Consider the following 21,903-nt stretch of genomic DNA (forward strand, 5'->3'; position numbering starts at 1 on the left):
GAGCAGCACGTCATCAATTCCAGAAAATTTCTGAACGGAAAAAGGCGCGTCGGTTTCCGACGCGCCAATTGAAATGACAAACTGGGAACAGACTAGCTCCGCGCCTGCAACTGCGCGAAATGGGCGAGCATTCGGTCCGGCTCGGCCTTGATGCCACTGAAGAGTTCAAACGCGCCGACCGCCTGAAACACAGCCATGCCGCCACCGTCGAGCACGCGGCATCCGCGCTCCCTGGCAAGCCGGACAAGCGCCGTCTGCAGAGGAAAATAAACAATGTCCGAAACCCAGAGGTGCGGCTGCACCAGCTCAGGCGCAAGCGGCAGACCCGGATGCGCGTCCATGCCCGTTGGCGTTGCATGGACCAGACCCGAAGCCTGTGCCAGTGTCTCCTCCAGATCGGCCCCGGCAATGAAACTGCATTGCGGCTGAACAGAAACAAGCTTGCCAATTACCGCATCGACCTTCGCGGCATCGAGGTCGAAGATATGGACCTCCCGTGCGCCCATTTCCGCCAGCGCATAGGCGACGGCCACACCTGCCCCGCCTGCACCGAGCAGCACGACACGTTCTAATGATACTCCCGGCAGGCCGCGGCGAAACCCTTCAGCGTAGCCCCACCAGTCGGTATTGTGACCGATGCGCCTGCCGTCGGAAAACACCACCGTGTTGATTGATTGCAGGGCCAAGGCATGGGGCGAAAGTTCATCGACCAGCGCCACCGCAGCCTGCTTGCAGGGATGGGTGATATTGAGCCCGGCAAATCCTGCAGCGTCAGCCTCCGCGACAAGGGCTGGCAGATCGCGTTCCGAACGCCCGTTCTCGGCGATGTCAATAATGTCGTAGCGATAGGCCAGCCCGGCGGCCTCGCCTTCCCGCATATGCATTGCCGGCGAAAGCGAACGTTGAATATTTGCGCCGATCAGACCCACATGCACACGACGTTTGGTCACTTCACTTATCAATTCTCATCTCCGCAGGATCGGACGATATGTCGATCCTCGTTATTCCGGGCTTTTCAAAAGAGCGATGATCGTATCGCTGATCAGGCGGCGATGCCGTGCCTTCACGTCGGAGGCCATCAGATCGGTGCCGAAAATCGCGCCGAACGTATGTCTGTTGGACACACGGAAGAAGCATTGCGCACTGATCAGCATGTGAAGGTCGAGCGCTGAAATGCGCCGTTGAAAGATGCCCTGCTCGCGCCCGCGCTCAAGGATTTTCTCGATCGTTTCCAGAATGGTTACATTCTGGCGCGACAGAACATCGGAGCGTTCCATATGTTCGGCGCGGTGAATATTTTCCACCGCAACGAGCCGCACGAAATCCGGATTGGCATCGTCATGGTCGAAAGTGCTTTCCACCAGACTGCGCATGGCGGATTCCGGGTCCTGATCGTCAAGCGACAGTGAGCTTTCAAGCGTGCGTATCTTGCCATAGGCCCGTTCCAGAACGGCGAGATAAAGCCCATCCTTGCTGCCGAAGTAATAGTAGATCATGCGCTTGGACGTGCGGGTCTGCGCCGCGATTTCATCCACGCGCGCGCCGGAGAAACCCGATGCCACGAACTCCCGCGCTGCGACATCGAGAATATTCTCGCGCGTTGCGTCAGGATCGTTCTTGCGCGGCTGCGCCTTGGCGAGTGCCTTTGCCATAGTCCTCCCCCTTCAGCGTTCAGAGTGCCACAGCACTTTTTGGCATGCCCGCCGGACGCATGTATCGCCGCAGCGCCGCAATGCGGAAGATCGCATTGGCTGCGCCATATCCCTTGTAGCCTCGCCTCTGCATGACTTCGAAAAAGAAGCCCTGATCGTCGGTCGGGCTGTAAAGCTGGAAATATTCCCCGCTCTCGTCGCGATCATAAAGCACGTTCGCGGCCTTGAGCCGGTCGGTGAATTCCGGATCGAGACCGAGACGTGCTTCCAGATCGTCGTAATAATTCGGCGAGATTTCCAGCGTATGGAAGCCGTTGTCGCGCAAAGCCGCAGCCGTCGCAAAGATATCGTCCGTCGCAAAGGCCAGATGCTGGATGCCCGACCCGAAGGTCTCGGCAATGAAGCGACCGGCCAGCGTGCGACGGTTTTCCGCGCCGTTGAGCGTGATGCGCAGCGTTCCCTCGTCGTTTTCCACCACCTGACTGCGCACGACGCCGCCCGGATCGACGATGTCGACCATGGGCGACTTCCGCGATTCCGTGAGCGAAGTATAGAAAAGCAGCCAGGTCAAAAGTTCATCGAACTTCATCGTCTGGGCAACGTGATCGATATGGGTGAGACCGACACTGGTCCCTGTATCATTGCCTGCGACCGGCTCGAACTCGATATCAAAGATACGGCTGAGATCGGTCTTCTCATCGAGGAAATAGACCAGCCCGCCGCCAACGCCACGAATGGCGGGCATACCGATTTCGCCCGGATCGAGCGGTTGCTCAAAACTTTCCGCGCCCATGGCCACTGCGCGGGCATGGGCCTCAGCCGCATCGTCCACGACAAGCCCCATGGCATAAGCAGCAGTGCCGTGTACTGCATAGGCCGAGCTGGCGAAGCCGCGCGTATCCGTATTGATGACGAGGTTGATGTCGCCCTGCCGGTAGAGCGCAACGTCCTTCGTGCGATGCCTGCCAGCGAGTTTGAAGCCCAACGCACCAACTGCGGAAACCAGCCGTTCGGCATCATCGGCATGGGTGGCAAACTCGACAAAGCCGACACGGTGCACCTTTGCGCGGGGCGGCATGGCAGCAACCGTCAGCTTGTTGTCCGGCTCGACCCGGCGAACCTGATCGCCAAGATAGATCAGCGAGCGGCGTCCATCGGCGGCGATGGTGGCTGGCGATCCGCCACGGAACTGGTCGTTGAAGATTTCGAGAGAGAAATAACCGTCATAGCCGGTCGCAGCCACCGCACGCATGAAATCCAGCACCGGCAGGTCACCCTCGCCCGGCATGTTGCGATAATGGCGGCTCCAGTAAAGCAGATCCATATCGATCAGTGGCGCGTCGGCCATCTGGATGATGAAAAGCTTGTCCTTCGGAATGGAGCGGATCGAGTTCACGTCGATCTTGCGCGCCAGAGTATGAAAACTGTCGAGGATAAGGCCGACATTGGGATGATCGGCGCGGCGCACGATCTCCCATGCATCGCGATGGTCGCTGATATGGCGACCCCAGGCGAGGGCCTCATAACCGACGCGCAGATTGCGCCGTGCCGCTCTTTCGCCAAGCTCGCGAAAATCTTCCGCCGCGCGGTCGATGCCACCAATGGCAGCTGGCGACACGTTGGAGCAGACCAGAACGAGATCGGTGCCCAGCTCCTGCATGAGGTCGAACTTGCGTTCCGCCCGATCGAAAGTGCGGCTGCGCAAAGGCTCCGGCATACCTTCAAAATCACGGAATGGCTGGAAAAGTGTGATCTCCAGGCCAAGGTCGCGCGCCATCTGGCCCACCTGACGCGGGCTTTCGTCAAAGGTGAGAAAATCGTTCTCGAAAATCTCAACCCCGTCGAAACCGGCTTTGGCGATGGCCCCCAGTTTCTGCTGGAGATCGCCGCTGATGGAGACGGTTGCTATCGAAGTCCTCATGTCACACTCCTGTCTCCGGCCAGACCGGAGTCCACTGGCGGTTCCGGACAAATCGGCCCGGAACCATCTAGTTCAGTATCGGCAAGATATTCAGCCGTACTGTTTTAGTTTTCGCCGCGTACCTTCTTCAATTCGGCAAAGAGTTCATCGACCGTTTCTGCACCGATTTCGGCGGTAAACTTGTCGATGATCGGCTTTACCGCATCGCGCAAGCGCGTGGTTTCTTCCGGTGTAAGCTCGGTAACCTGCATGCCGGTCTTCTTGATCTCGTCCAGCGCCGTCGCATCCTGCTCGCGCGAAACCTTGCGCTGATAATCGCGCGCCTCGACAGCGGCCTGCTCGATCACCGCTTTTTCCTCATCGTTGAGGCGATCCCAGAACTTCTTGCTGATCATGACGATCTGCGGATTATACTGGTGGCGGGTCAGCGTCAGATATTTCTGCACTTCATAGAATTTGGCATTGATGATGTTGGCATTGGGATTTTCCTGCCCATCCACCGTACCGGTTTCAAGCGCCGTATAAAGCTCGGTATAGGGCAGCGGCACCGCATTGGCGCCAAGTGCATTGAACAGGGCAACCGGAACCGGCGATTGCAGGGTGCGGATCTTCAGCCCGGCAATATCCTCCAGCTTTGCGACCGGATGACGGTTGTTGGTCAGATTGCGGAAACCGAGTTCCCAATAGGCAAGCCCGATCAGACCCGTATCGGGCAGGCGCTTCATCAGATTGGTACCGAAGGGGCCATCCATGACCTTGTCGGCTTCCTCGCCGCTGTTGAACAGGAATGGCAAATCAACCGCTTCGAATGCCTTGACGGTGCTGGACAGGATGCCCGCATTCATCACCGTCATTTCCACGACGCCGCCCTGCAAGCCGGAAAGTGTCTGCGGATCGCTGCCCAGAACACCGCCGGGGAACAGTTTCACATTGATCTGCCCGCCGCTCTTTTCCTTCACCAGCTCGGCAAATTTCTCCATGCCCGTGACCTGCGGATGGCCCTTGCTGTTGGCGGCAGCAAACTTGATTGTCTGCGAACGGATTTCAGCCATGGCGGTGGTCGTCATCAGTGCCAGCGGCAGCACCACGCCCAGTGCCATTGTCTTCAGTATTTTCTTCATGTCTTCCTCCCACTCAAAAATTCTGTCTCTGTTTTTACGCATGTCTCCCGAAACCGGTTTCCACTTTCGGGAGACATGCTCTGATTTAATGGAACCAGTTCATCGGGACCGTCACCAGTTGCGGGAACAGTACCATCAGGAAAAGCACCACCAGCTGCGCAATCAGAAACGGCAGCACGCCCGTCATCACCTTCTCAAACGGCAGGCGCGCGACGCCGCACACCACATTCAGCACCGTGCCGACAGGCGGGGTGATGAGGCCGATGGAATTGTTGATGATGAACAGCACACCGAAATAGACCGGATCGATGCCCGCCTCCTTGATGATCGGCATCAGCACCGGCGTCAGGATCAGGATTGTCGGGGTCATGTCCATGGCCATGCCGACGAGAACAACCAAGAGCATGATGGCAAGCAGCAGCAGCGTCTGGTTATCCATCAAAGGCCGCACAAGTTCGGCCAGTTCACCCGGCACATCGGCAACCGTAATCATCCAGGCCGAAACGCTGGCGCTGGCAACGAGGAACATCACCACGGCGGTCGTTTTCGCTGCATCGACCATTGCCGGATAGAGCCTTGAAAGCGGCAATTCCCGATAGATCACGGTTGCGACGAACAGCGAATAGACAGCGGCAACCACGCCCGCTTCCGTCGGCGTGAACACACCGAAGCGAAGGCCGACAATGATGATGACCGGCAGCATCAAGGCCCAGATACTGTCGAGGAAAGCCCGCATCCGTGCACCGGGTTCAGCTTTCTTCGGCAGTTCGAACTGTTCGCGACGCGCGAGGATGAACCAGGTCACGCACAGCGCAACGGCAATCATCAGGCCGGGGAAAATCCCCGCCAGGAACAGTTTGGTGATCGAAACGCCGCCGACCACGCCAAACAGGATGAAACCGATAGAGGGCGGGATGACCGGGGCGATGATCGATGCCGAGGCGATCAGCCCGGCGGCGCGACCCGGCTCGTGTCCGGCATTGCGCATCATCGGAAACAGCAATGCGCCGAGCGCTGCCGCATCGGCAACCGCCGAACCCGAAAGGCTTGCGATCACACAGGCTGCAAAGATCGCGACGAAACCGAGACCGCCGCGCACATGCCCCACCATGACCAGCGCCAGATTGACGATGCGACGCGAAAGGCCGCCCGCATTCATGATTTCCCCGGCAAGCAGGAAGAACGGAACGGCCATCAGCGGAAAACTGTCGGCGCCGTTCAGCACGTTCTGCGCCACGATCTGGGCGTCGAACAAATCCATATACATCATCAGCGCCGCACCGCTGATGATGAGCGCGAAGGCAACAGGGACGCCAAGCGCCATCGGAACCAGAAGGGCGGCAAGAAAGATGAGCAAGGTCATGGTCGGCGCGCCCTACTTGCGATTTTCATCGGTCGAGACGGGCGTGACATGCTCCTCGCTATCCGTCACGAAATGCGTCCCGGCGACATCGATCCGCCCGGTTGCGATGCCGAAACCGTTCCACGCAATGATCAGGAGTGCGGGGACTGCAAAGGCCAGCCCTGCGCCATAAAACCAGCCCATCGACATGCCTGTCGCCGGGGCCAGCGTCGGAATATTGATGAGTGTCTGCGTCCAGCTTCCCGAAAGAACCAGCCATGTCGCGCCGAACATCATGATATGGCCGGCGACCAGCGCAATGCGCGCGCCCGTAGGCGACAGGCGGCGCACCAGCGAATCCACGCCCAGATGCGCATGGTCGCGCATGGCGACCACTGCGCCAAGAAAGGTGAGCCAGATGAAGAAGATGCGCGACAGTTCTTCTGAAACCGTTATGCCCTGATTGAAGGCATAGCGCAGCACCACATTGCCGAACACGAGCACGACCATGCAACCAAGAAGGCAGGCAATGGCGAACCGCGCCGCGGTAAAATAGAAATCGACTAAAGCTTTCATGTTCCTCCTCCCGGCGCATTACTTAAAGACTGCCGCCCCTTTTCGGGTTTCGGGTGAAAGCGACGCGGCATCACCGGCAGGATGTCCCATACATCCCGAGGCGAAACATCGCTTTCCCCACAGTCCTTGACCGATTCCGGGCCGACCATCGCAACGAAAGCCCTGCCAGAAAACCAATCCGGTCTCCGGCATGTGCCTCATCGTGACCAGCAATCCATCCTCCTCAGCCATCCCGCTTCAGAACGGAATCGCATCGGTCAGCTGCGCCATCTCTCTAAAATGTACTAACTGGTTAGGAAGTCAATCGGTTCTGTTTGAACAAACGCATGAAAGCCTTTATTACAAGGATATCAGAAATGTTCCATCTGGTTCAAAAGAGTGGATTTCTGTGCGAAGCACAGGCTATTGACGAAAAATCAGCCACCGTTCACCAGCGCCAGAATAAGCTGATGGACATTGCCCCCATTGCCCATCTCGACCTTGTCGAAGGCGCGGCCCTGAGCGCGCTGGACGTCCACCATATCGGTGATTTCCTTGATCAGCACCTTGCGGATTTTCTGGCATTTCGGATCGTTTGGAACCGACAGGCCAACGGTCCGGCGCACGATCTCGCGCGTCATGTCCTTGGCATGGTCGCCATGCACAAGCTCATGCTTGCGGATGCCTTCGGAGAAAGTTTCCCAGTGTTCTTTCACCGGGGAATTGAGCTTCTGCGAGGGCCTCGGCAGCGTATAGGTGATCTTCAGCTTCGGCGTGGCGGACAGGATCGTGCAGGCATTGTTGGAGCGGTCGAACTCCCGGTCCCAGGTCAGCACATAGCTGGTATGGGCGATGACACGGGTTTTGCCGCCGCCGATCTTCGGGCCACGCTCGCCGATGGATTCATAAAGTTCGGGACCGGTTTTCCCGGCAATGGCGTAGGTCTTGATTTCCTCGACGGCTTTCCAATTGTCTTCTGCCAGTGCAGGTGCCGCCACCAGAATTCCAAGGAATGCGAATGCTGCCGCTTTTTTCACGCTTGCCCCGATCCATCGATTTGCCCGGATGATTTGCGGGCAAGCTACAATATCAGCGGGCGATGCGTAAGCGGCTTTCCAGCAAAAAGCCCGCCCCGGTTTCCCGAGGCGAGCTTCTCAGATCATATATTGATCTTACTTTTCGATGGTGCGGTTCCAGCGGCTGTTGAGCTGCTGGCGACCTTCATTGACGGCATCCCAGTCGAGCGTATTGGCTGTCTTCATGTAACCGTTGAAAGCGTCGAGCTTGGCCTGCGCATCGGGCGTACCGGCCTTCGCCTTCTGGTTCGACGGAATGAGGTTGCCATGGTCGAGCGCCTTGCTCTGCGCATCGGCGGAAAGCAGATAGTGAGCAAGCTTCTGGCTCAGTTCCGGTTCGTTGTTGCCTGCGAGCACGCATTCGGTCACGGCGAGGACGACAGAGCCTTCCTTCGGCTGTGCATATTCAACCGGAATGCCCTTGGCCTTCAGGTTGTTGACGCCCGTTGGCGTCAGCGGGAAGATCGCTGCCTCGCCGGTCTGCACCATTTCCGAAATCTTGGCCGATGACGGAATGTATTCCAGAACGTTCTTGCCGATTGTGTCCGGGAATTTTTCGAAGCCCGGCTCGAGGTTCTTTTCATCACCGCCCTGAATGCGGTTGAACATCAGGAAGGCATGGAGGCCGAAAGTCGAAGCGGAAGCCGACTGGAACACGACGGCGTTCGCATATTTTTCGTCGGCAAAGTCCATCCACGAGGTCGGTGCTGCCCAGCCCTTTTCGTCGAAAAGCTTCTTGTTATAGGCAATGCCGGTCATGCCCATATCGATGCCGATGGCCATGTCGTCCTTGAGGCGTGCGGCAGGCTGAATGTCAGCCAGAACCGGATCATCCGAAATCTTCTGGCACAGGCCGGAACTGATCGCGCGCACCATGACGCCGTCGTCGAGCAGCATGACATGCATCTGCGGATTGTCTTTCTGCGCGGTTGCCTTGGCGAGAATATCCGCCGAAGTGCCCGGCACGACAACGACCTTCACGTCATTGGCTTTCTCGAATTCCGGCAGAACGTGTTCGGTATAGGCCTTCTCCATATTGCCGCCATTCATGCCGATATAGAGCGTCTTGGTTTCAGCCGATGCGGCGGAAGCAAAGGCGACCGACAGGCCGAGCGCCAACAGGGCGGACTTGGTGATGGCCTTGTTAGTGAATTGAGTTTTCATGCTACTCCCCTTTGTGGTTTGAGTTTTTATCGAACCGGTCGATGCGGAATGCATCGATCGGTGTTTCCGTCTCGCCTTTAACGGCGAGATCGCAAAGAACGGCGCCCACAGCCGGGCCGGTCTGGAAACCGGCGCCGCAAAATCCGAAGGCGTGAAAGAGATTTTTGACCCGGCTGCTTGGCCCGATCACCGGATTGTCGTCCGGCATTTCCGATTCAGTGCCGGACCAGAAGCGGATGACCTGGGCGTTTTTCAGATGCGGGAAAAGTTCGATGGCGCGCAGCATCACCGATGAAGCCGCATTGACCGAAGGCCGCGAAAAATCCGGGTTCTCAAGCGGCGCACCGCGTCCGCCACCCATGACATAATTGCCGCGCGTGACCTGACGGCCGTAGAAGCCGCCGCCCTCTTCGCCAAGGCTCATCGGCAGGCGAAACGGCATTGGCTCGGTTACAACCATCGACGGATAGATACGCTGGAGCGGCACCGGCTCGCCAAACGAGGCCGCAAACTGATCCGACCATGCACCGGCGCAATTGAACAGGAGACGCGAGCGGATTTCGATGCCGTTTCCCGCCAGAATGGCAAAACCATCGCCGGTTTCACGCGCTTCGATGACCGGGGTGTTTTCCAGCACCGTGGCCCCAGCTACCAGTGCGGCGCGGGCAAAGGCAGGTGAAACCAGACGCGGATTGGCGTGGCCATCTTCCGCGCAGAGCGAAGCGCCCGCGACGTTGCCCGGAAGCCATGGGAAACGTTCCCGCACGGCATTGCCACCGATCAGCTCGACATCGAGCCCAAGCGGCTGCACTGTAGCGGCATAGGCTTCAAGCTTCGCAAAATGCGCTTCCGTGCGGGCAAGCTTCAAATGGCCGCTGCGGATATATTCGCCATCGATGCCGATAAGTTCCGGCAGACGCGCCCACAATGCGTGCGAACGCTGTGCGAGCGGCAGCTGTTCCGGGGCCCGACCCTGCCTGCGAACGCCGCCATAATTCACGCCGCTTGCCTGCGCCCCGCAAAAGCTCTTGTCGAGCAGAATGACCGACAACCCGGCCTGACGCATGAAAAGCGCCGCCGAACCGCCAACAATCCCGCCGCCAATAATGACCACATCGGCCTGAAGATGCTTTGTCATGACGAAGCGCCTTCTCTGGCCGGAGCGCCAAAGCCAAGCGGGATCGGCTTGACCGGTGCCTGGGCGCGGATGCGGCCTGCTTCTTCGGGCGCCTTGTCCTGCATCGACGCCAGAAGTTCTGTGGCGGCAGCGGTACACATGCGCCCCTGACAGCGCCCCATCCCCACACGGGTAAGCGCCTTGAGCCGGTTGATCTCGCGCGCATCACCCTTGCCGATAACCGCCTTGGCATCACGCACCGCGATTTCTTCGCAACGGCAAAGCGTGACATCGCCTGCGATTGTATCGAACCAGTCGCGCGGGAACGGGAAAGCTTTTTCGACGATCAGGCGCTCGCGATAGATATGATCGAGCTTTGCGAGAAGGCCGCGTTCGGTGCCTTCGTCAAACGGCAGGCCCCTGTCGCGCAGCAAGGCAATCGCGGCCAATGACCCACGAATTTCAGCAGCATCCGCACCCGCAATGCCCGCGCCATCACCCGCCACGTAAACACATTCGCGGCTTGAACGGCCCAACATGTCGGCTGCGGGAAGCCATGCACGGTCACGTTCTTCAAAGCGGAATTCGCAACCGGCGAGATCGGCAAGCTGGGTTTCGGGACGCAGCGCAAAACCATAGGCCAGCGCATCGCATTCAACCTCGCGAACACGCTTGCCCGTGCGATAGCGAATGGCTTCGACATGGCCCTCGCCCAGAACTTCACCTGGTCGCACATTATAATGGATCGGCACGCCACCAAGCTTCAGCCGCAGGCCGTAATAAGCGCCGAGAGCGACAATGCGCGGTGCATAGAGCGCCAGATGTGCCAGATGAAATTTTGAAGCGAAGGGCGCTGTGTCCAGCACGGCTGCAACCTTCGCACCGGCATGATGATATTGCCAGGCGACCAGATAAAGCAGCGGCCCCGAACCCATGAACACCACGCGTTCGCCAACCGTGCAGCCTTGCGCCTTGAGTGCGGTCTGCGACGCGCCAAGCGTATAGACGCCGGGCTTGGTCCAGCCTTTGAACGGCAGAACCCGATCAGTCGCACCCGTCGCCAGAATGAGATGGCTGTAAGGCAGCTGGCTATGCACACCCTTGGTCAGGAGATCGAGACGATCACCGTCACCGCGCGTGATATTCCAGACCAGTGTTTCCGGACGATAGTCGATTACGCTACGCAACGCGTCGAATGTCTTGTGCAGCGCTTCGGCCTTATGCGCTTCCGACCCGTAACGGTTGCGATAGCTGCGCCCGTCATCGAGCGGCGGGCGACGATAGATCTGACCACCGGAACGAAAACCTTCGTCGAGTACGATAGGCTTGAGACCCGCCTTGACCAGCGTTTCGGCGGCGCGAATGCCCGCAGGACCAGCGCCCACAATAACCGGATTGGGAACCGCACTCATATGGCAGGCTCCGTCACAAAGGCCATGCCGTCTTCCAGAAGCGTGGTGCAGGCGCGGAGCTTGTGACCCTCAGCCGTCATGACGTGGCAATCCTGACATGCGCCGATCAGGCAGAAGCCCGCCCGCGGTTCGCCGGTAAATTCGGTATGACGCAGCTTTCCCTGCACGGAGAGAATGGCGGTCAACACGGTATCGCCACGGCGTCCCTCGAAGGAAACGCCGTCAAGCGAGAAGCTGATCGGCTGCTCAGTCAGCCGATACCGTCTGCGGAACTGAGCCGCTGAAGGGAAAACCGGGATCGTCATGATCTGCCTGCTCAGCCCTTGCCCACCAGCAGCCGGTCGAGGCCGAACATGCGATCGATGATAATCATGGTCACGGTGGCGACGAGGATCATCAGGGCCGACACCGCTGCCATCATCGGGTCGATGGATTCGCTGGCATACATATACATGCGGACCGGCAGCGTGACCGTGGACGGCGAGGTCACGAAGATCGACATGGTGAGTTCGTCGAACGAATTGATGAAGGCAAGCAGCCAGCCACCCGACAGACCCGGCACAAGCAATGGCAAGGTGACGCGACGGAACACGGTCCATTCACCGGCGCCCAGCGTGCGCGCCGCGTTTTCCGCATTGCGATCCATGCTGCCAAGCGAAGCAAGGATAAGGCGCAGCGCATAGGGCGTGACGACAATCGAATGTGCCGCAACCAGCCAGACGAAGGAGCCGGTAAAGCCCATCAGCGAGAACAGACGCAGGAACGCCACACCCAACACCAGATGCGGGATGATGAGCGGCGACAGGAAAAGCGCGTTCAACGCATCGCGACCACGGAAATTATACTGCGCAATCGCGAGCCCCGATGGCACGGCCAGAAGCGTCGAAATGGATGCCGAGAAGAAGGCGAGCTGCACACTGTTATAGAACGAAGTCATGAAATCATTGTGCGCAAACACGGCAGCGAACCAGCGCAGTGAAAGGCCGTTCCACGGCATTGTCAGCGTGTTTTCCGGCGTGAAGGCCACCAGACACACCACAACCATCGGCGCCAGCATGAAGATGACGATCAGCGTGTGGAAGAAAAGAGCGAAAGGACCGTTCTTTGTCATGGCTCTATCCCAGCTTCTTCTTGGCCTGCCCTTCGAGCAGACGATTATAGGCAATCATGATCACGAGGTTGGCGACCAGAACGATGATGGCGATGGCAGCACCCAGCGGCCAGTTCAGCTCGATCAGGAACTCGTCATAGACAACCGTTGCCGCCATCTTGAGACGACGCCCGCCGAGCAGGCCCGGAATGGCAAAGGAGCTGGCCGAAAGCGCAAACACGATGAGGCTGCCCGACAGGATGCCAAGCACTGCCTGCGGAAACACCACACGGCGAAGTGCTGTCAGGCGCGATGCGCCGAGCGTCAGCGCTGCGGCTTCCACCGACGGATCGAGCTTTTGCAGCACGGTCCAGACCGGGATCACCATGAATGGCAGCATGATATGCACCAGACCGATGACGATCGCCGTTTCGCTGTAGAGGATTTGCGTCGTCGGCAGGCCGACCATATCGAGCGCGCTGTTCACGAGGCCATTGCGCCCCAGCAACATGCTCCAGCCAAATGTGCGGACCACGACCGAAACCAGAAGCGGGCCGATGATGACCAAAAGGAAGATCGAGCGCCATGGCTTGCGCATATTGGAAAGAATATAGGCCTCGGGCACACCGATCAGCACCGTGATGACGGTTGTGATCAGCGCCAGCTTGAGCGTGCGCCAGAAGATCGAAAGGTAATAGGGGTCTTTGAGAACCTGCGTATAATTGGCAAGCGTGTAGACGTTCTCGATGCCCTTGTCATAGCTGTAGCTGTTGAATGAAAGCAGCACGGTGAGACCGAGCGGCAGCAGCACCAGCGCGAAGAACAGAAGCGTCGACGGCCCGACCAGAAAGAGCGGCGTCAGATCGCGCTGCCCTTTGGGCGCGGCGGATGTATCCTGTGAGGTGACGGCCGACATGTTCAGTTCACCCCTGCTGTGAGGATACGGCAATCCTCATGGTTCCAGCTGAGGCCGACCGATGTGCCTTCCGATGGCGGCGGGTTGCCAAGATTGGGCAGGGCCACCGAAAGCTGGCCCGCAGGCGTTGTCACGCCGAGCAGCCACTGCGCACCCATGAAGTAACGCGTCGTCACTTCACCGGCGACATGCCCCTCACCCGCAGCAACGAGCTGCACCTTTTCAGGACGGATGAAGACGGAAAGCTCGCCGGAAACCTGTCTGCCATTTGCAGGAAAGCGGATTGTCGTTTCGGCCAGCGCGATCATATCGCCTTCAGCGCGCGCCTTCAGGAAGTTCGACTTACCGACGAAGTTGGAAATGAAGTGGTTATGCGGATGCTCATAGAGCTTGTAGGGCGCATCGACCTGCGTGATGACGCCCTTTTCCATAACCACGATGCGATCGCTGATCGAAAGCGCTTCGGCCTGATCGTGCGTGACCATGATGGTGGTAATGCCGACAGTGCGCTGGATGCGGCGCAGCTCGAACTGCATTTCTTCACGCAGCTGCGCATCGAGATTGGAAAGCGGCTCGTCGAGCAGCAAGACCGGCGGATTGATGACCAGCGCACGGGCAATGGCCACACGCTGGCGCTGACCGCCTGACATTTCACGCGGATAACGATCGGCAAGTGCGCTAAGATGCACCAGTTCCAGCACGTCGCGAACGCGCTTTTCGCGCTCTGCCTTTGGCACCTTGCGCATTTCGAGGCCGAAGCTCACATTCTGCGCCACCGTCATATGCGGGAAGAGTGCATAGCTCTGGAAAACGACGCCCAGTTCACGCTTGGCCGGAGCGAGACGCGTGATTTCACGTCCGTCAAGCGTGATGGAACCTGCCGTCGGCGTCACCAGCCCGGCGATCATCTGCAAGGTCGTGGTCTTGCCGCAGCCGGAAGGACCGAGAAGCGAAATGAACTCGCCCTTTTCAATCGCCAAGTTGAAATTGTCGACAGCCGCGAACTTGCCGTAGTGGCGGGAAATTCCGGAAAGGGTCAAAAAGCTCATTGCATCTCCCTCTCGGCCCAATCTCCTCCTGAATGACAGGGAGCAGAAACGCCGTGATATTGTCTCACGTCGCCTCTTCATCGGGGCTGGCTGGCGGGAGCGGCTTGATCGCGCATTTTCTGCGCTGACCGGACCTTGGGTCTTTTGAACGCGTGATTATCCAGCCGCTAACGCAGCCGCAGCGTTCCCCATTGCGTCAAGTTAAAACCGCCGACCCGCTTACAGCATTGGTTGCAATACCTTGCCGGACCTTCCCATTGGCGACGGTTCCAGTTGGCGGAAAATCCCGCAGGAATGCAAATTATAATTTCCATATCCGGAAGAAATTATATATTTCTTTCAAAATACAGAATTTGGAAGCAATCTTATGGATGATATATCTGAGAATCCGAAATCCGGCGCCGCACTTAACTCAAGTTTGGTGAAGGCAATCCATATTTTGAAAGGTCTGGCATCCAGCACCGAGGATGGCGTGCGGCTGATCGATCTGGCGCGGGACCTCGAACTCAGCCAGCCATCGACCCATCGCCTGCTGAAGACGCTGATTGCGGAAAATCTTGTCGAACAGCTTCCCGACAAGAAGGCCTATCGCCTGTCGCTGGAGTTTTTCGCAATGGCGGCGCAGGCGCGCCAGCGTGACGGCATATTGAGCATTGCGCGCCCGTCACTGCTGCGGCTTTCGACAACGTTCAACGATACGGTCTTCCTGCTGGTACGCAGCAACTTCGATGCGGTCTGCCTCGACCGCGTGGAAGGCCCGTTTCCGATCCGCTCCTTTACCGGCGACATTGGCGGCAAAGTGCCGCTCGGCATCGGTCAGGGCAGCCTCGCCATCCTCTCCTTCCTGCCTGAAGAAGAGCGCGAGGCGATCATACGCTTCAACATGCCCCGCATTCTGGACAAATCGTCAGTGGACGAGGTCGACCTGCGCATCATGATCGAGGAAGTGCGCAAGAGCGGTGCGGCAACCTTCAACTTCAACATGATCGACGGTATGGCAGGTCTCGGCGTGCCAATTTTGAACGGCGACGGTGAAGCCGTGGCAGCGCTCAGCATCGGCACGCTTGCCGCGCGCCTCACCGAAAAGCGCCAGCAGACGGTGACGGAACTGCTGCGCAAGGAAGCGGCAATCATCTCGCAAAAGCTCAATCCATTCGACCCGACACTGCGGCATCCAAATCAGGCTTTATTGAAATAATCGAAAGCTTTAGCCTCGTTGCGCGCAACAGACTTGCTTTGTCCACAGCGGGCAAAAAGTTTGGCGATTGACTCACACACGCCGTCAGCGTTTGATCGCTGTCAGGTGTGGGGGTTCTGTGGGCGGAGGCAAATTATCCAAAGCAGAAAATCCATCTCTATAACGCTACAGTATTGGAGTTCTGTTGTGATCAAATCCACCAGACGGGGAATAATCCACCTTGCCTTTGCTCTCGCCGCATCGACGGCGATGGGCACGTTTGCCACCACGGCAGCACAGGCTCAGGACAAGATCCTGCTCATCATCAATGGCGCGCTCGGCGACAAGTCGTTCTTCGACAGCGCTGCCAAGGGCATGAAGATGATCAAGGACAAGTATGGCGACGACGTCGAGACAAAGATTCTCGAAATCGGCGACGATCCGACCAAATGGGAGCCGGTGTTCCTCGATGCGTCCGAGCAGGACTGGGACCTGATCATCGGCGGCACCTACCAGATGTCGGAAACCGTCGGTTCGGTCGCCCAGCAATATCCCGACAAGAAATACATCCTCTACGATGCAAGCGTGCCTTATGACGAAGGCGGCTACGACAATGTCTATTCCATCCAGTACAAGCAGAACGAAGGTTCCTATCTCGGCGGCATGCTGGCAGCTTCGCTCCTGAAAGACGGCAAGCTCGGCGATACAGGCAAAAATCTCGGCTTCCTCGGCGGCATGGACATTCCGGTCATCAACGACTTCCTCGTCGGCTACATTGCCGGTGCGCAGTCGGTCATGCCTGATGCCAAGATCGCGATTTCCTATGCCGGATCCTTCATGGATGCCGCAAAGGGCAAGGAACTCGGTCTCGCGCAGTATCGTTCCGACGTGTCGCTCGGCTTCGTCGTCGCCTCGCAGACCGGCCTCGGCCAGCTTTCGGCTGCCAAGGAAACCGGCAAATATGTTCTGGGCGTCGATTCCGATCAGGAAGCGATCTTCAAGGATAGCGATCCGGCCATTGCCAAGCAGGTCGTCAGCTCCGTTCTGAAGAATGTCGATGTCAGCCTTCTGCAAGCTTATGAACGTTTCAAGGCAGGCGACCTGCCGTTCGGCAAGGCGGAAGCACTTGGCCTCAAGGAAGGCGCTGTCGGCATCGTGCAGGATGGCAACATGGCTTCCATGGCCACGCAGGAAATGAAGGATGCCATCAAGAAGGCTTCCGACGAGATTTCCGAAGGCAAGATCACGGTTCCGACCGCATTCGGCATGAGCACCGAGGATCTTAACGCGATCCGCAACAAGGTTCGTCCCTGATCGTGGAAAATCCAGCTGAAAATATTGAAGGCGGCGATGCTATCGTCGCCTTCCGCCCAATCGTCGCCTTCCGCGATGTGAGCAAGGTCTATCCGAACGGCACGCAAGCGCTTCGCGACGTATCTTTTTCGATCCGCGCAGGCTCCATCCACGCCATTTGCGGCGAGAACGGTGCGGGCAAATCCACGCTCATGAAAATCCTGTTCGGCATCGAAAATGCCACGGCAGGCGAAATCATCGTCGATGGACAGCACATTGCGTCCTGGTCGCCGGAAGATGCCGCGGCACAAGGCATCGGCATGGTGCACCAGCATTTCTCGCTCGTGCCGACCCTGACGGTTACCGAAAACATCATTCTCGGCCATGAGCCGGTGAAGGCAGGGCTGATCGACCGTGTGAGCGCGCGCAAAATGGTCGAAGCGCTGATGCAGCAATATGATCTGCACGCTGACCCCGAAGCGATCACGGGCGCGCTTTCCGTCGCCGCCCAGCAGAAGGTTGAAATCCTGAAAGCGCTGGCGCGCCGCACGAGGCTCCTGATCCTCGACGAGCCGACCGCTGTTCTCTCTCCGCCGGAGATCGAGGAGCTGATGCGCAAGCTGAAGGCGCTGCGCGACGAAGGCATTACCATCCTCTTCATTTCCCACAAGCTGAACGAAGTGCGCGAGCTGGCCGAAAGCGTAACCGTGCTGCGTGCGGGCGCGGTTGCGGGCACGGAAAAGCTTGCCGACGTGCCGGACGATGCCATCATGCAGATGGTGATGGGCCATGCGGTCGACATTCCGGAGCGCGCCCACAAGCACGGCGCAATGAAAACCGTTCTCGACATGAAGGGCGTTACGACAAAAGCAGCCGACCCGGCAGACCGCATCAAGGATGTGAACCTGACCGTCGGTGCAGGCGAGATCGTCGGCGTCGCCGGTGTCGATGGCAGCGGTCAGCGCGGCCTCGTATCGGTGCTTTCCGGCCTTGCCGATGCGGCCAGCGGCACAATCAGCCTCAACGGTGAGGATATGCTGCGCGCCGACACGGCAAGCTGGCGCAGACAAGGTCTTGGCTATCTGCCAGCCGACCGCTTTTCGCAAGGTGGCGCACCCGGCCTGTCTCTCGCCGAAAACGCGATCGCCGGAACTAGATCAAGCGCGGGATCGATTACCGCCGACAAGCAGATCTTCTGGGGGCCATTCCTGCGCTGGAATGCGATCAAGGCCCGTGTCAGCGGGATGATCAAGCAATATTCGGTGCGCGCCGGAGCAATCACCGAACGCCTCGATTCCCTTTCCGGCGGCAACGCGCAAAAGCTCATCGCCGCGCGCGAACTTGCCACCAATCCGAAATTCCTGATCGCCGACCAGCCAACACGCGGCATCGATGTTTCGGCGGCAGCCTTCCTGCACCGCCGCATCGACGAAGTGGCGCAGGGCGGCTGCGCCGTGCTGCTGGTCAGCGCCGATCTCGATGAATTGCTGCGCCTCAGCGACCGCATCATCGTTCTCTTCAACGGACGCATCGTTGCCGTTCTGGAAAACGGACCAGACATAACACCGGCTGTGCTTGGACCTTATATGCTCGGCACAAGGGATGCAGCGTAATGCGCAGACTGATTTCCTATCTCATTCCATTCTTCCTGACCGTGCTTGTCATCGCCGTCATCATGGCCGTGCTACTGGTGCCGCTGGCGCTGATGCAGGACAATCCCACCGGGGTTCTCAAGACGTTTTTCCTCGGACCATTCGGCAGCATTCGCCATATGGGCAATGTGGTGGAAGCGGCAACGCCGATCATGCTGACCGGCCTTGCGATCACCATCATGTTCCGCTCCGGCCTGTTCAATCTCGGCGCGGAAAGCGGCTTCTTCCTCGGCGCGCTCGGCGCTGTGGCGGGCGCTGTTCTGCTCCCTTCGCTCGGCTGGTTCTCGCTGCCGGTCGCCATTTTGTGCGGTGCGGTTGCGGGCAGTTTCGCCTGCACCATCCCGGCAGCGCTGCGGCTGCGTTTCGGCGCATCGGAAATGGTGACGTCGCTCGTTTTGAACTACGCCTTCCTGTTTCTCGGCCTGTTCGTCCTCAACTATGTCATCCGCGACCCGGCTGCGGGCGGGATGATGTCGCTCAGGATTCCGCCGGATGCCAAGCTTGACCGCCTGCTCGCCGGTACGCGTCTCAACAGCGGTTCGATCATTGCCATTCTGGCCTGTATCGCTGGCGGCATCTGGCTTTACTGGACGCGCTCGGGCCTCAATATCCGTATCGCAGGCTCCAGTCCGGGCTTTGCCAATCATCTTGGCCTGCCGCTCAAGGGCATCATCATGCGTGCCCAGATTGTCGGCGGACTGGTGGCGGGCATGGCCGGTGCGCTGGAAGTGCTCGGCCTTCATGCCCGCTTTGCCTGGCTCGATCTGCCCGGCTATGGCTGGACCGGCCTTGTCGTCGCCATTCTGGCGCGAGAAAATCCGTTCCTGCTTATTCCGTCCGCACTTTTCCTTGGCTTCGTGCAGATCGGCGGCGATCTTCTGGCCCGCAACATGAACATCCCGACCGAAGTGGTGGGGCTTGTGACCGCCGCCATCATGGTGGGCGCGACGGCAAGCGTCATTCACAATCATCCGACCGTATTGCGGCTCGTCCGCAACCTTCGCAATCGCGAAGGAGAACAAGCGGTAGTGCAGGCCGGAGTACAACCATGAGCATGGTTCTCGCACAAATTCTCGACCCATCCTTCATCGGCACCATCCTGCGCGTGGCGACACCTTTGCTGCTGGCAGCACTCGGCGTGATGATTTCCGACCGCGCGGGCGTCCTCAATATCGGCATGGAAGGCATGATGCTGTCGGCGGCGCTCATTGCCGTTCTGGCCAGTGCGGCCACCGGAAGCCCGGCTGTCGGCCTGCTGGCAGCGCTCATCACAGGTGCAGCTCTCGGCTGGCTGATGTCGCTTTCGGTCAACCGGCTTGGCACTGATCTCATCATGACCGGCATTGCGCTCAACATCGCGGCTGCAGCGGCAACGACGCTCGGGCTTTTCCTTGCAACGGGCGACAAGGGCATGTCGGGCGCGTTGAAAAGCGGTGCGTTGCCAAACCTCCCCGTGCCTTTCATCGGCAATATCCACATATTGACCTTTGCCGCCCTTCTCGCTGTCCCGGCGGTCAGCCTCCTGATGATGCGCACACGCTTCGGCCTGCATCTGCGCGCCACCGGCGTTGATCCCAAATCGGCGCGTGCCGCCGGTATCCATACAGGCCGGGTGCAGATGATGGCGCTTGTCCTGTCCGGTCTCTTCGGCGGTGCAGCCGGTGCCTATCTGTCGCTCGGCTATGTCACATGGTTTGCCCAGAACATGACTGCAGGTCGCGGTTTCATCGCGATTGCAGCCGAAGTCATGGGGCAAGGAACCGCATGGGGCACGCTTGTGGCAAGCCTGGTTCTCGCGGCGGCTGAATCTTTCGCCATCACGCTTCAGAGCCTCGGCCTGCCGTTCGAACTGATGCAGATGATCCCTTATCTCGTCCCGGTCGTTGTGCTGACGATCCACGCGGCGCGCCGTCAGCGGCGCGCAAAGCAACTGAAAAACTCCTGAAATGCATAAAAATGAGAATGAAATGAAAGCTTGGGAATTGACCCGCGATCTGCTGCGCGACACGAAACCGGTAGTGCGCACAGCGGAAGAACAGACCTGGGATGCAAGCGCCGTCATGAAGGCGCAGGACGATCTCATGGCCATGTTCTGGAAAAGCAATGTGCCGGGATCGGCAGCACCTGAATGTCTGATGGCCGGTGCGCTGCAATCGCTGGAAAACAAGGGCTTCGTTCTTGCTCCCTATGAGGAGCTTCTTCGTGACGGGCTGGCAGCACTAGGAAAAGGTGACTTTGAAACGCTGTATCGCATCGACATGCGCCTGCGTGTCCTCATGCGCGCTGCACGGCCCGATCCGGACCATCCGTCACAAAAGACGGTGCGCTATGGGTCGTGGGACGAATTCGACGCTGCCGTTCAATGGCCTGACGATGTGCTCTATGCTGTCCAGTCCGATGATTTCCGCGACCGCACCGCAGCCGCCTGGATGGCGCAGCTCGTGGGCGCTGCGGCTGGTACGGCGCTCGAAGGTTATACGGCAGAAAACATCGCCGAGGTCTTCGGACCGATCCGCGATTATGTGCGCGAGCCAAACACCTATAATGACGACATCACCTTCGAGATCGCATTTCTCGAAGCCTTCGGCGACAAGGGTTCTGCTGTGACCAGCGCGGACATTGCCGAGCGCTGGACCTCGCTGATCCCGCTTGGCTGGTCGGCGGAGGCGATCGCGCTTTCCAATATGCGGCGCGGCCTCACCGCGCCCGAAACCGGCACTTCCGACAATCCGTTCGATGAATGGATCGGCGCACAGATGCGCGGCACAATCTGCGGCATGGTCGTGCCGGGGCGTGCCCGCGAAGCTGCCCGCCTCGCCTGGATGGACGCCGAAATCTCCCATGCCGGAAACGGTATTTTGGGCGAAGTCTTCAATGCTGTCATGGCGGCGCGCGCCTTTGCAATTGGTGACACGCGCGAATTGCTCGTCTCGACAGCAGCGCTTTTCTCAACTGAAACCGAATATGGCGCGGTTCTGGTCTTCGCACTCGACGCCTGCCGTTCTGCCGATAACTGGCAGGACGCATGGGCGAAATGCGATGCGGAATATGTCGAATATAACTGGATTCACGTCTATCCAAATGCAGCCGCACAGGTAATTGCGCTCTGGTTCGGCGAAGGCGATTTCGACCGCACGCTCGAAATCGTCTGCGGCATTGGCCACGACGTCGACTGCAATGCCGCGCAGATTCTGAGCATGATCGCCATCCAGCGCGGGTGCGCCATCATCGCCGAACGATGGTCGAAGCCGCTGCTGGCCGACGACATCGTCACCTATATGCGCCGCCCGGCGAAAATCTCCTTCGACGCGCTTGTCGACCAGACGGTCAGTGCCGCGCGCAACGCTCTCTAAATCCCCTCATCAG

Annotated in this window: 20 protein-coding genes; 6 read left to right on the plus strand and 14 right to left on the minus strand. The window is 58.9% G+C overall.

Annotation, left to right across the window (positions count from 1 at the left end; genetic code table 11):
* Nucleotides 1–92: 92 nt before the first annotated feature.
* The 14 genes from AC1RHM_RS06600 to AC1RHM_RS06665 form a co-directional block, all read right to left on the minus strand.
* Complete coding sequence (locus AC1RHM_RS06600; protein WP_439647228.1) at nucleotides 93–959, minus strand: shikimate dehydrogenase; 867 nt, start codon at nucleotides 957–959, stop codon at nucleotides 93–95.
* A 42-nt stretch (nucleotides 960–1,001) separates the two neighbouring features.
* Entirely contained in the window at nucleotides 1,002–1,652 is a 651-nt protein-coding gene (locus AC1RHM_RS06605; RefSeq protein ID WP_010660566.1) for a TetR/AcrR family transcriptional regulator, read from the minus strand.
* Between the two features lie 19 nt (nucleotides 1,653–1,671).
* Entirely contained in the window at nucleotides 1,672–3,573 is a 1,902-nt protein-coding gene (locus tag AC1RHM_RS06610; protein WP_492332496.1) for a bifunctional sugar phosphate isomerase/epimerase/4-hydroxyphenylpyruvate dioxygenase family protein, read from the minus strand.
* Between the two features lie 104 nt (nucleotides 3,574–3,677).
* Nucleotides 3,678–4,694 (minus strand): TRAP transporter substrate-binding protein, encoded by a 1,017-nt coding sequence (locus AC1RHM_RS06615; RefSeq protein WP_010660564.1) that lies wholly within the window; start codon nucleotides 4,692–4,694, stop codon nucleotides 3,678–3,680.
* An 85-nt stretch (nucleotides 4,695–4,779) separates the two neighbouring features.
* Nucleotides 4,780–6,057 carry a TRAP transporter large permease subunit gene (locus AC1RHM_RS06620; protein WP_010660563.1) on the minus strand — a complete coding sequence of 426 codons (1,278 nt, stop codon included), beginning with the start codon at nucleotides 6,055–6,057 and terminating at the stop codon, nucleotides 4,780–4,782.
* Between the two features lie 12 nt (nucleotides 6,058–6,069).
* Nucleotides 6,070–6,612 carry a TRAP transporter small permease gene (locus AC1RHM_RS06625; protein WP_010660562.1) on the minus strand — a complete coding sequence of 181 codons (543 nt, stop codon included), beginning with the start codon at nucleotides 6,610–6,612 and terminating at the stop codon, nucleotides 6,070–6,072.
* 416 nt (nucleotides 6,613–7,028) lie between these two features.
* A complete protein-coding gene (locus AC1RHM_RS06630; protein WP_151665167.1) occupies nucleotides 7,029–7,628 on the minus strand; it encodes a DUF922 domain-containing Zn-dependent protease in 600 nt (199 codons plus the stop codon).
* A 135-nt stretch (nucleotides 7,629–7,763) separates the two neighbouring features.
* Nucleotides 7,764–8,831, minus strand: a complete 1,068-nt coding sequence (locus AC1RHM_RS06635; RefSeq protein ID WP_012093698.1) for an ABC transporter substrate-binding protein — start codon at nucleotides 8,829–8,831, stop codon at nucleotides 7,764–7,766.
* A 1-nt stretch (nucleotide 8,832) separates the two neighbouring features.
* The gene (locus AC1RHM_RS06640; RefSeq protein ID WP_151665169.1) at nucleotides 8,833–9,969 is read right to left on the minus strand and encodes an NAD(P)/FAD-dependent oxidoreductase; all 1,137 of its coding nucleotides are present in this window, start codon (nucleotides 9,967–9,969) and stop codon (nucleotides 8,833–8,835) included.
* Entirely contained in the window at nucleotides 9,966–11,360 is a 1,395-nt protein-coding gene (locus AC1RHM_RS06645) for an FAD/NAD(P)-dependent oxidoreductase (RefSeq protein ID WP_151665170.1), read from the minus strand. The genes AC1RHM_RS06640 and AC1RHM_RS06645 overlap by 4 nt, the downstream gene beginning before the upstream one ends.
* Complete coding sequence (locus AC1RHM_RS06650; RefSeq protein ID WP_166942391.1) at nucleotides 11,357–11,665, minus strand: 2Fe-2S iron-sulfur cluster-binding protein; 309 nt, start codon at nucleotides 11,663–11,665, stop codon at nucleotides 11,357–11,359. Before AC1RHM_RS06650 ends, AC1RHM_RS06645 begins: the two co-directional genes overlap by 4 nt.
* Nucleotides 11,666–11,676: 11 nt before the next feature.
* On the minus strand, nucleotides 11,677–12,471 hold the full coding sequence (locus AC1RHM_RS06655) for an ABC transporter permease (protein ID WP_010660556.1): 795 nt from the start codon (nucleotides 12,469–12,471) through the stop codon (nucleotides 11,677–11,679).
* Nucleotides 12,472–12,475: 4 nt separating this feature from the next.
* On the minus strand, nucleotides 12,476–13,366 hold the full coding sequence (locus AC1RHM_RS06660) for an ABC transporter permease (RefSeq protein WP_010660555.1): 891 nt from the start codon (nucleotides 13,364–13,366) through the stop codon (nucleotides 12,476–12,478).
* Between the two features lie 2 nt (nucleotides 13,367–13,368).
* Nucleotides 13,369–14,415 (minus strand): ABC transporter ATP-binding protein, encoded by a 1,047-nt coding sequence (locus AC1RHM_RS06665; RefSeq protein WP_029928672.1) that lies wholly within the window; start codon nucleotides 14,413–14,415, stop codon nucleotides 13,369–13,371.
* A 367-nt stretch (nucleotides 14,416–14,782) separates the two neighbouring features.
* Between AC1RHM_RS06665 and AC1RHM_RS06670 the strand changes: the two genes are divergently transcribed.
* The 6 genes from AC1RHM_RS06670 (at nucleotide 14,783) to AC1RHM_RS06695 (ending at nucleotide 21,890) form a co-directional block, all read left to right on the plus strand.
* Nucleotides 14,783–15,613, plus strand: coding sequence for an IclR family transcriptional regulator (locus AC1RHM_RS06670; RefSeq protein ID WP_010660553.1), 831 nt, complete (start codon nucleotides 14,783–14,785; stop codon nucleotides 15,611–15,613).
* Between the two features lie 186 nt (nucleotides 15,614–15,799).
* Nucleotides 15,800–16,906, plus strand: a complete 1,107-nt coding sequence (locus tag AC1RHM_RS06675; RefSeq protein WP_166942394.1) for a BMP family ABC transporter substrate-binding protein — start codon at nucleotides 15,800–15,802, stop codon at nucleotides 16,904–16,906.
* 2 nt (nucleotides 16,907–16,908) lie between these two features.
* Nucleotides 16,909–18,498 carry an ABC transporter ATP-binding protein gene (locus AC1RHM_RS06680; RefSeq protein ID WP_166942397.1) on the plus strand — a complete coding sequence of 530 codons (1,590 nt, stop codon included), beginning with the start codon at nucleotides 16,909–16,911 and terminating at the stop codon, nucleotides 18,496–18,498.
* A complete protein-coding gene (locus AC1RHM_RS06685; RefSeq protein WP_029928668.1) occupies nucleotides 18,498–19,589 on the plus strand; it encodes an ABC transporter permease in 1,092 nt (363 codons plus the stop codon). Before AC1RHM_RS06680 ends, AC1RHM_RS06685 begins: the two co-directional genes overlap by 1 nt.
* Entirely contained in the window at nucleotides 19,586–20,482 is an 897-nt protein-coding gene (locus tag AC1RHM_RS06690) for an ABC transporter permease (protein WP_151612834.1), read from the plus strand. Before AC1RHM_RS06685 ends, AC1RHM_RS06690 begins: the two co-directional genes overlap by 4 nt.
* A gap of 22 nt (nucleotides 20,483–20,504) precedes the next feature.
* Nucleotides 20,505–21,890, plus strand: a complete 1,386-nt coding sequence (locus AC1RHM_RS06695; protein WP_235907502.1) for an ADP-ribosylglycohydrolase family protein — start codon at nucleotides 20,505–20,507, stop codon at nucleotides 21,888–21,890.
* The last annotated feature ends 13 nt before the right edge of the window (nucleotides 21,891–21,903 follow it).

Source organism: Brucella sp. GW823-FHT04E01, from assembly GCF_058796175.1.

What these genes read in the sequence shown, in the direction of transcription:
- AC1RHM_RS06605 (WP_010660566.1), bottom strand. Translation starts at nt 1,652, where the DNA reads ATGGCAAAGGCACTCGCCAAGGCGCAGCCGCGCAAGAACGATCCTGAC.
- AC1RHM_RS06610 (WP_492332496.1), bottom strand. Translation starts at nt 3,573, where the DNA reads ATGAGGACTTCGATAGCAACCGTCTCCATCAGCGGCGATCTCCAGCAG.
- AC1RHM_RS06615 (WP_010660564.1), bottom strand. Translation starts at nt 4,694, where the DNA reads ATGAAGAAAATACTGAAGACAATGGCACTGGGCGTGGTGCTGCCGCTG.
- AC1RHM_RS06620 (WP_010660563.1), bottom strand. Translation starts at nt 6,057, where the DNA reads ATGACCTTGCTCATCTTTCTTGCCGCCCTTCTGGTTCCGATGGCGCTT.
- AC1RHM_RS06625 (WP_010660562.1), bottom strand. Translation starts at nt 6,612, where the DNA reads ATGAAAGCTTTAGTCGATTTCTATTTTACCGCGGCGCGGTTCGCCATT.
- AC1RHM_RS06635 (WP_012093698.1), bottom strand. Translation starts at nt 8,831, where the DNA reads ATGAAAACTCAATTCACTAACAAGGCCATCACCAAGTCCGCCCTGTTG.
- AC1RHM_RS06640 (WP_151665169.1), bottom strand. Translation starts at nt 9,969, where the DNA reads ATGACAAAGCATCTTCAGGCCGATGTGGTCATTATTGGCGGCGGGATT.
- AC1RHM_RS06645 (WP_151665170.1), bottom strand. Translation starts at nt 11,360, where the DNA reads ATGAGTGCGGTTCCCAATCCGGTTATTGTGGGCGCTGGTCCTGCGGGC.
- AC1RHM_RS06650 (WP_166942391.1), bottom strand. Translation starts at nt 11,665, where the DNA reads ATGACGATCCCGGTTTTCCCTTCAGCGGCTCAGTTCCGCAGACGGTAT.
- AC1RHM_RS06655 (WP_010660556.1), bottom strand. Translation starts at nt 12,471, where the DNA reads ATGACAAAGAACGGTCCTTTCGCTCTTTTCTTCCACACGCTGATCGTC.
- AC1RHM_RS06660 (WP_010660555.1), bottom strand. Translation starts at nt 13,366, where the DNA reads ATGTCGGCCGTCACCTCACAGGATACATCCGCCGCGCCCAAAGGGCAG.
- AC1RHM_RS06665 (WP_029928672.1), bottom strand. Translation starts at nt 14,415, where the DNA reads ATGAGCTTTTTGACCCTTTCCGGAATTTCCCGCCACTACGGCAAGTTC.
- AC1RHM_RS06670 (WP_010660553.1), top strand. Translation starts at nt 14,783, where the DNA reads ATGGATGATATATCTGAGAATCCGAAATCCGGCGCCGCACTTAACTCA.
- AC1RHM_RS06685 (WP_029928668.1), top strand. Translation starts at nt 18,498, where the DNA reads ATGCGCAGACTGATTTCCTATCTCATTCCATTCTTCCTGACCGTGCTT.
- AC1RHM_RS06690 (WP_151612834.1), top strand. Translation starts at nt 19,586, where the DNA reads ATGAGCATGGTTCTCGCACAAATTCTCGACCCATCCTTCATCGGCACC.
- AC1RHM_RS06695 (WP_235907502.1), top strand. Translation starts at nt 20,505, where the DNA reads ATGAAAGCTTGGGAATTGACCCGCGATCTGCTGCGCGACACGAAACCG.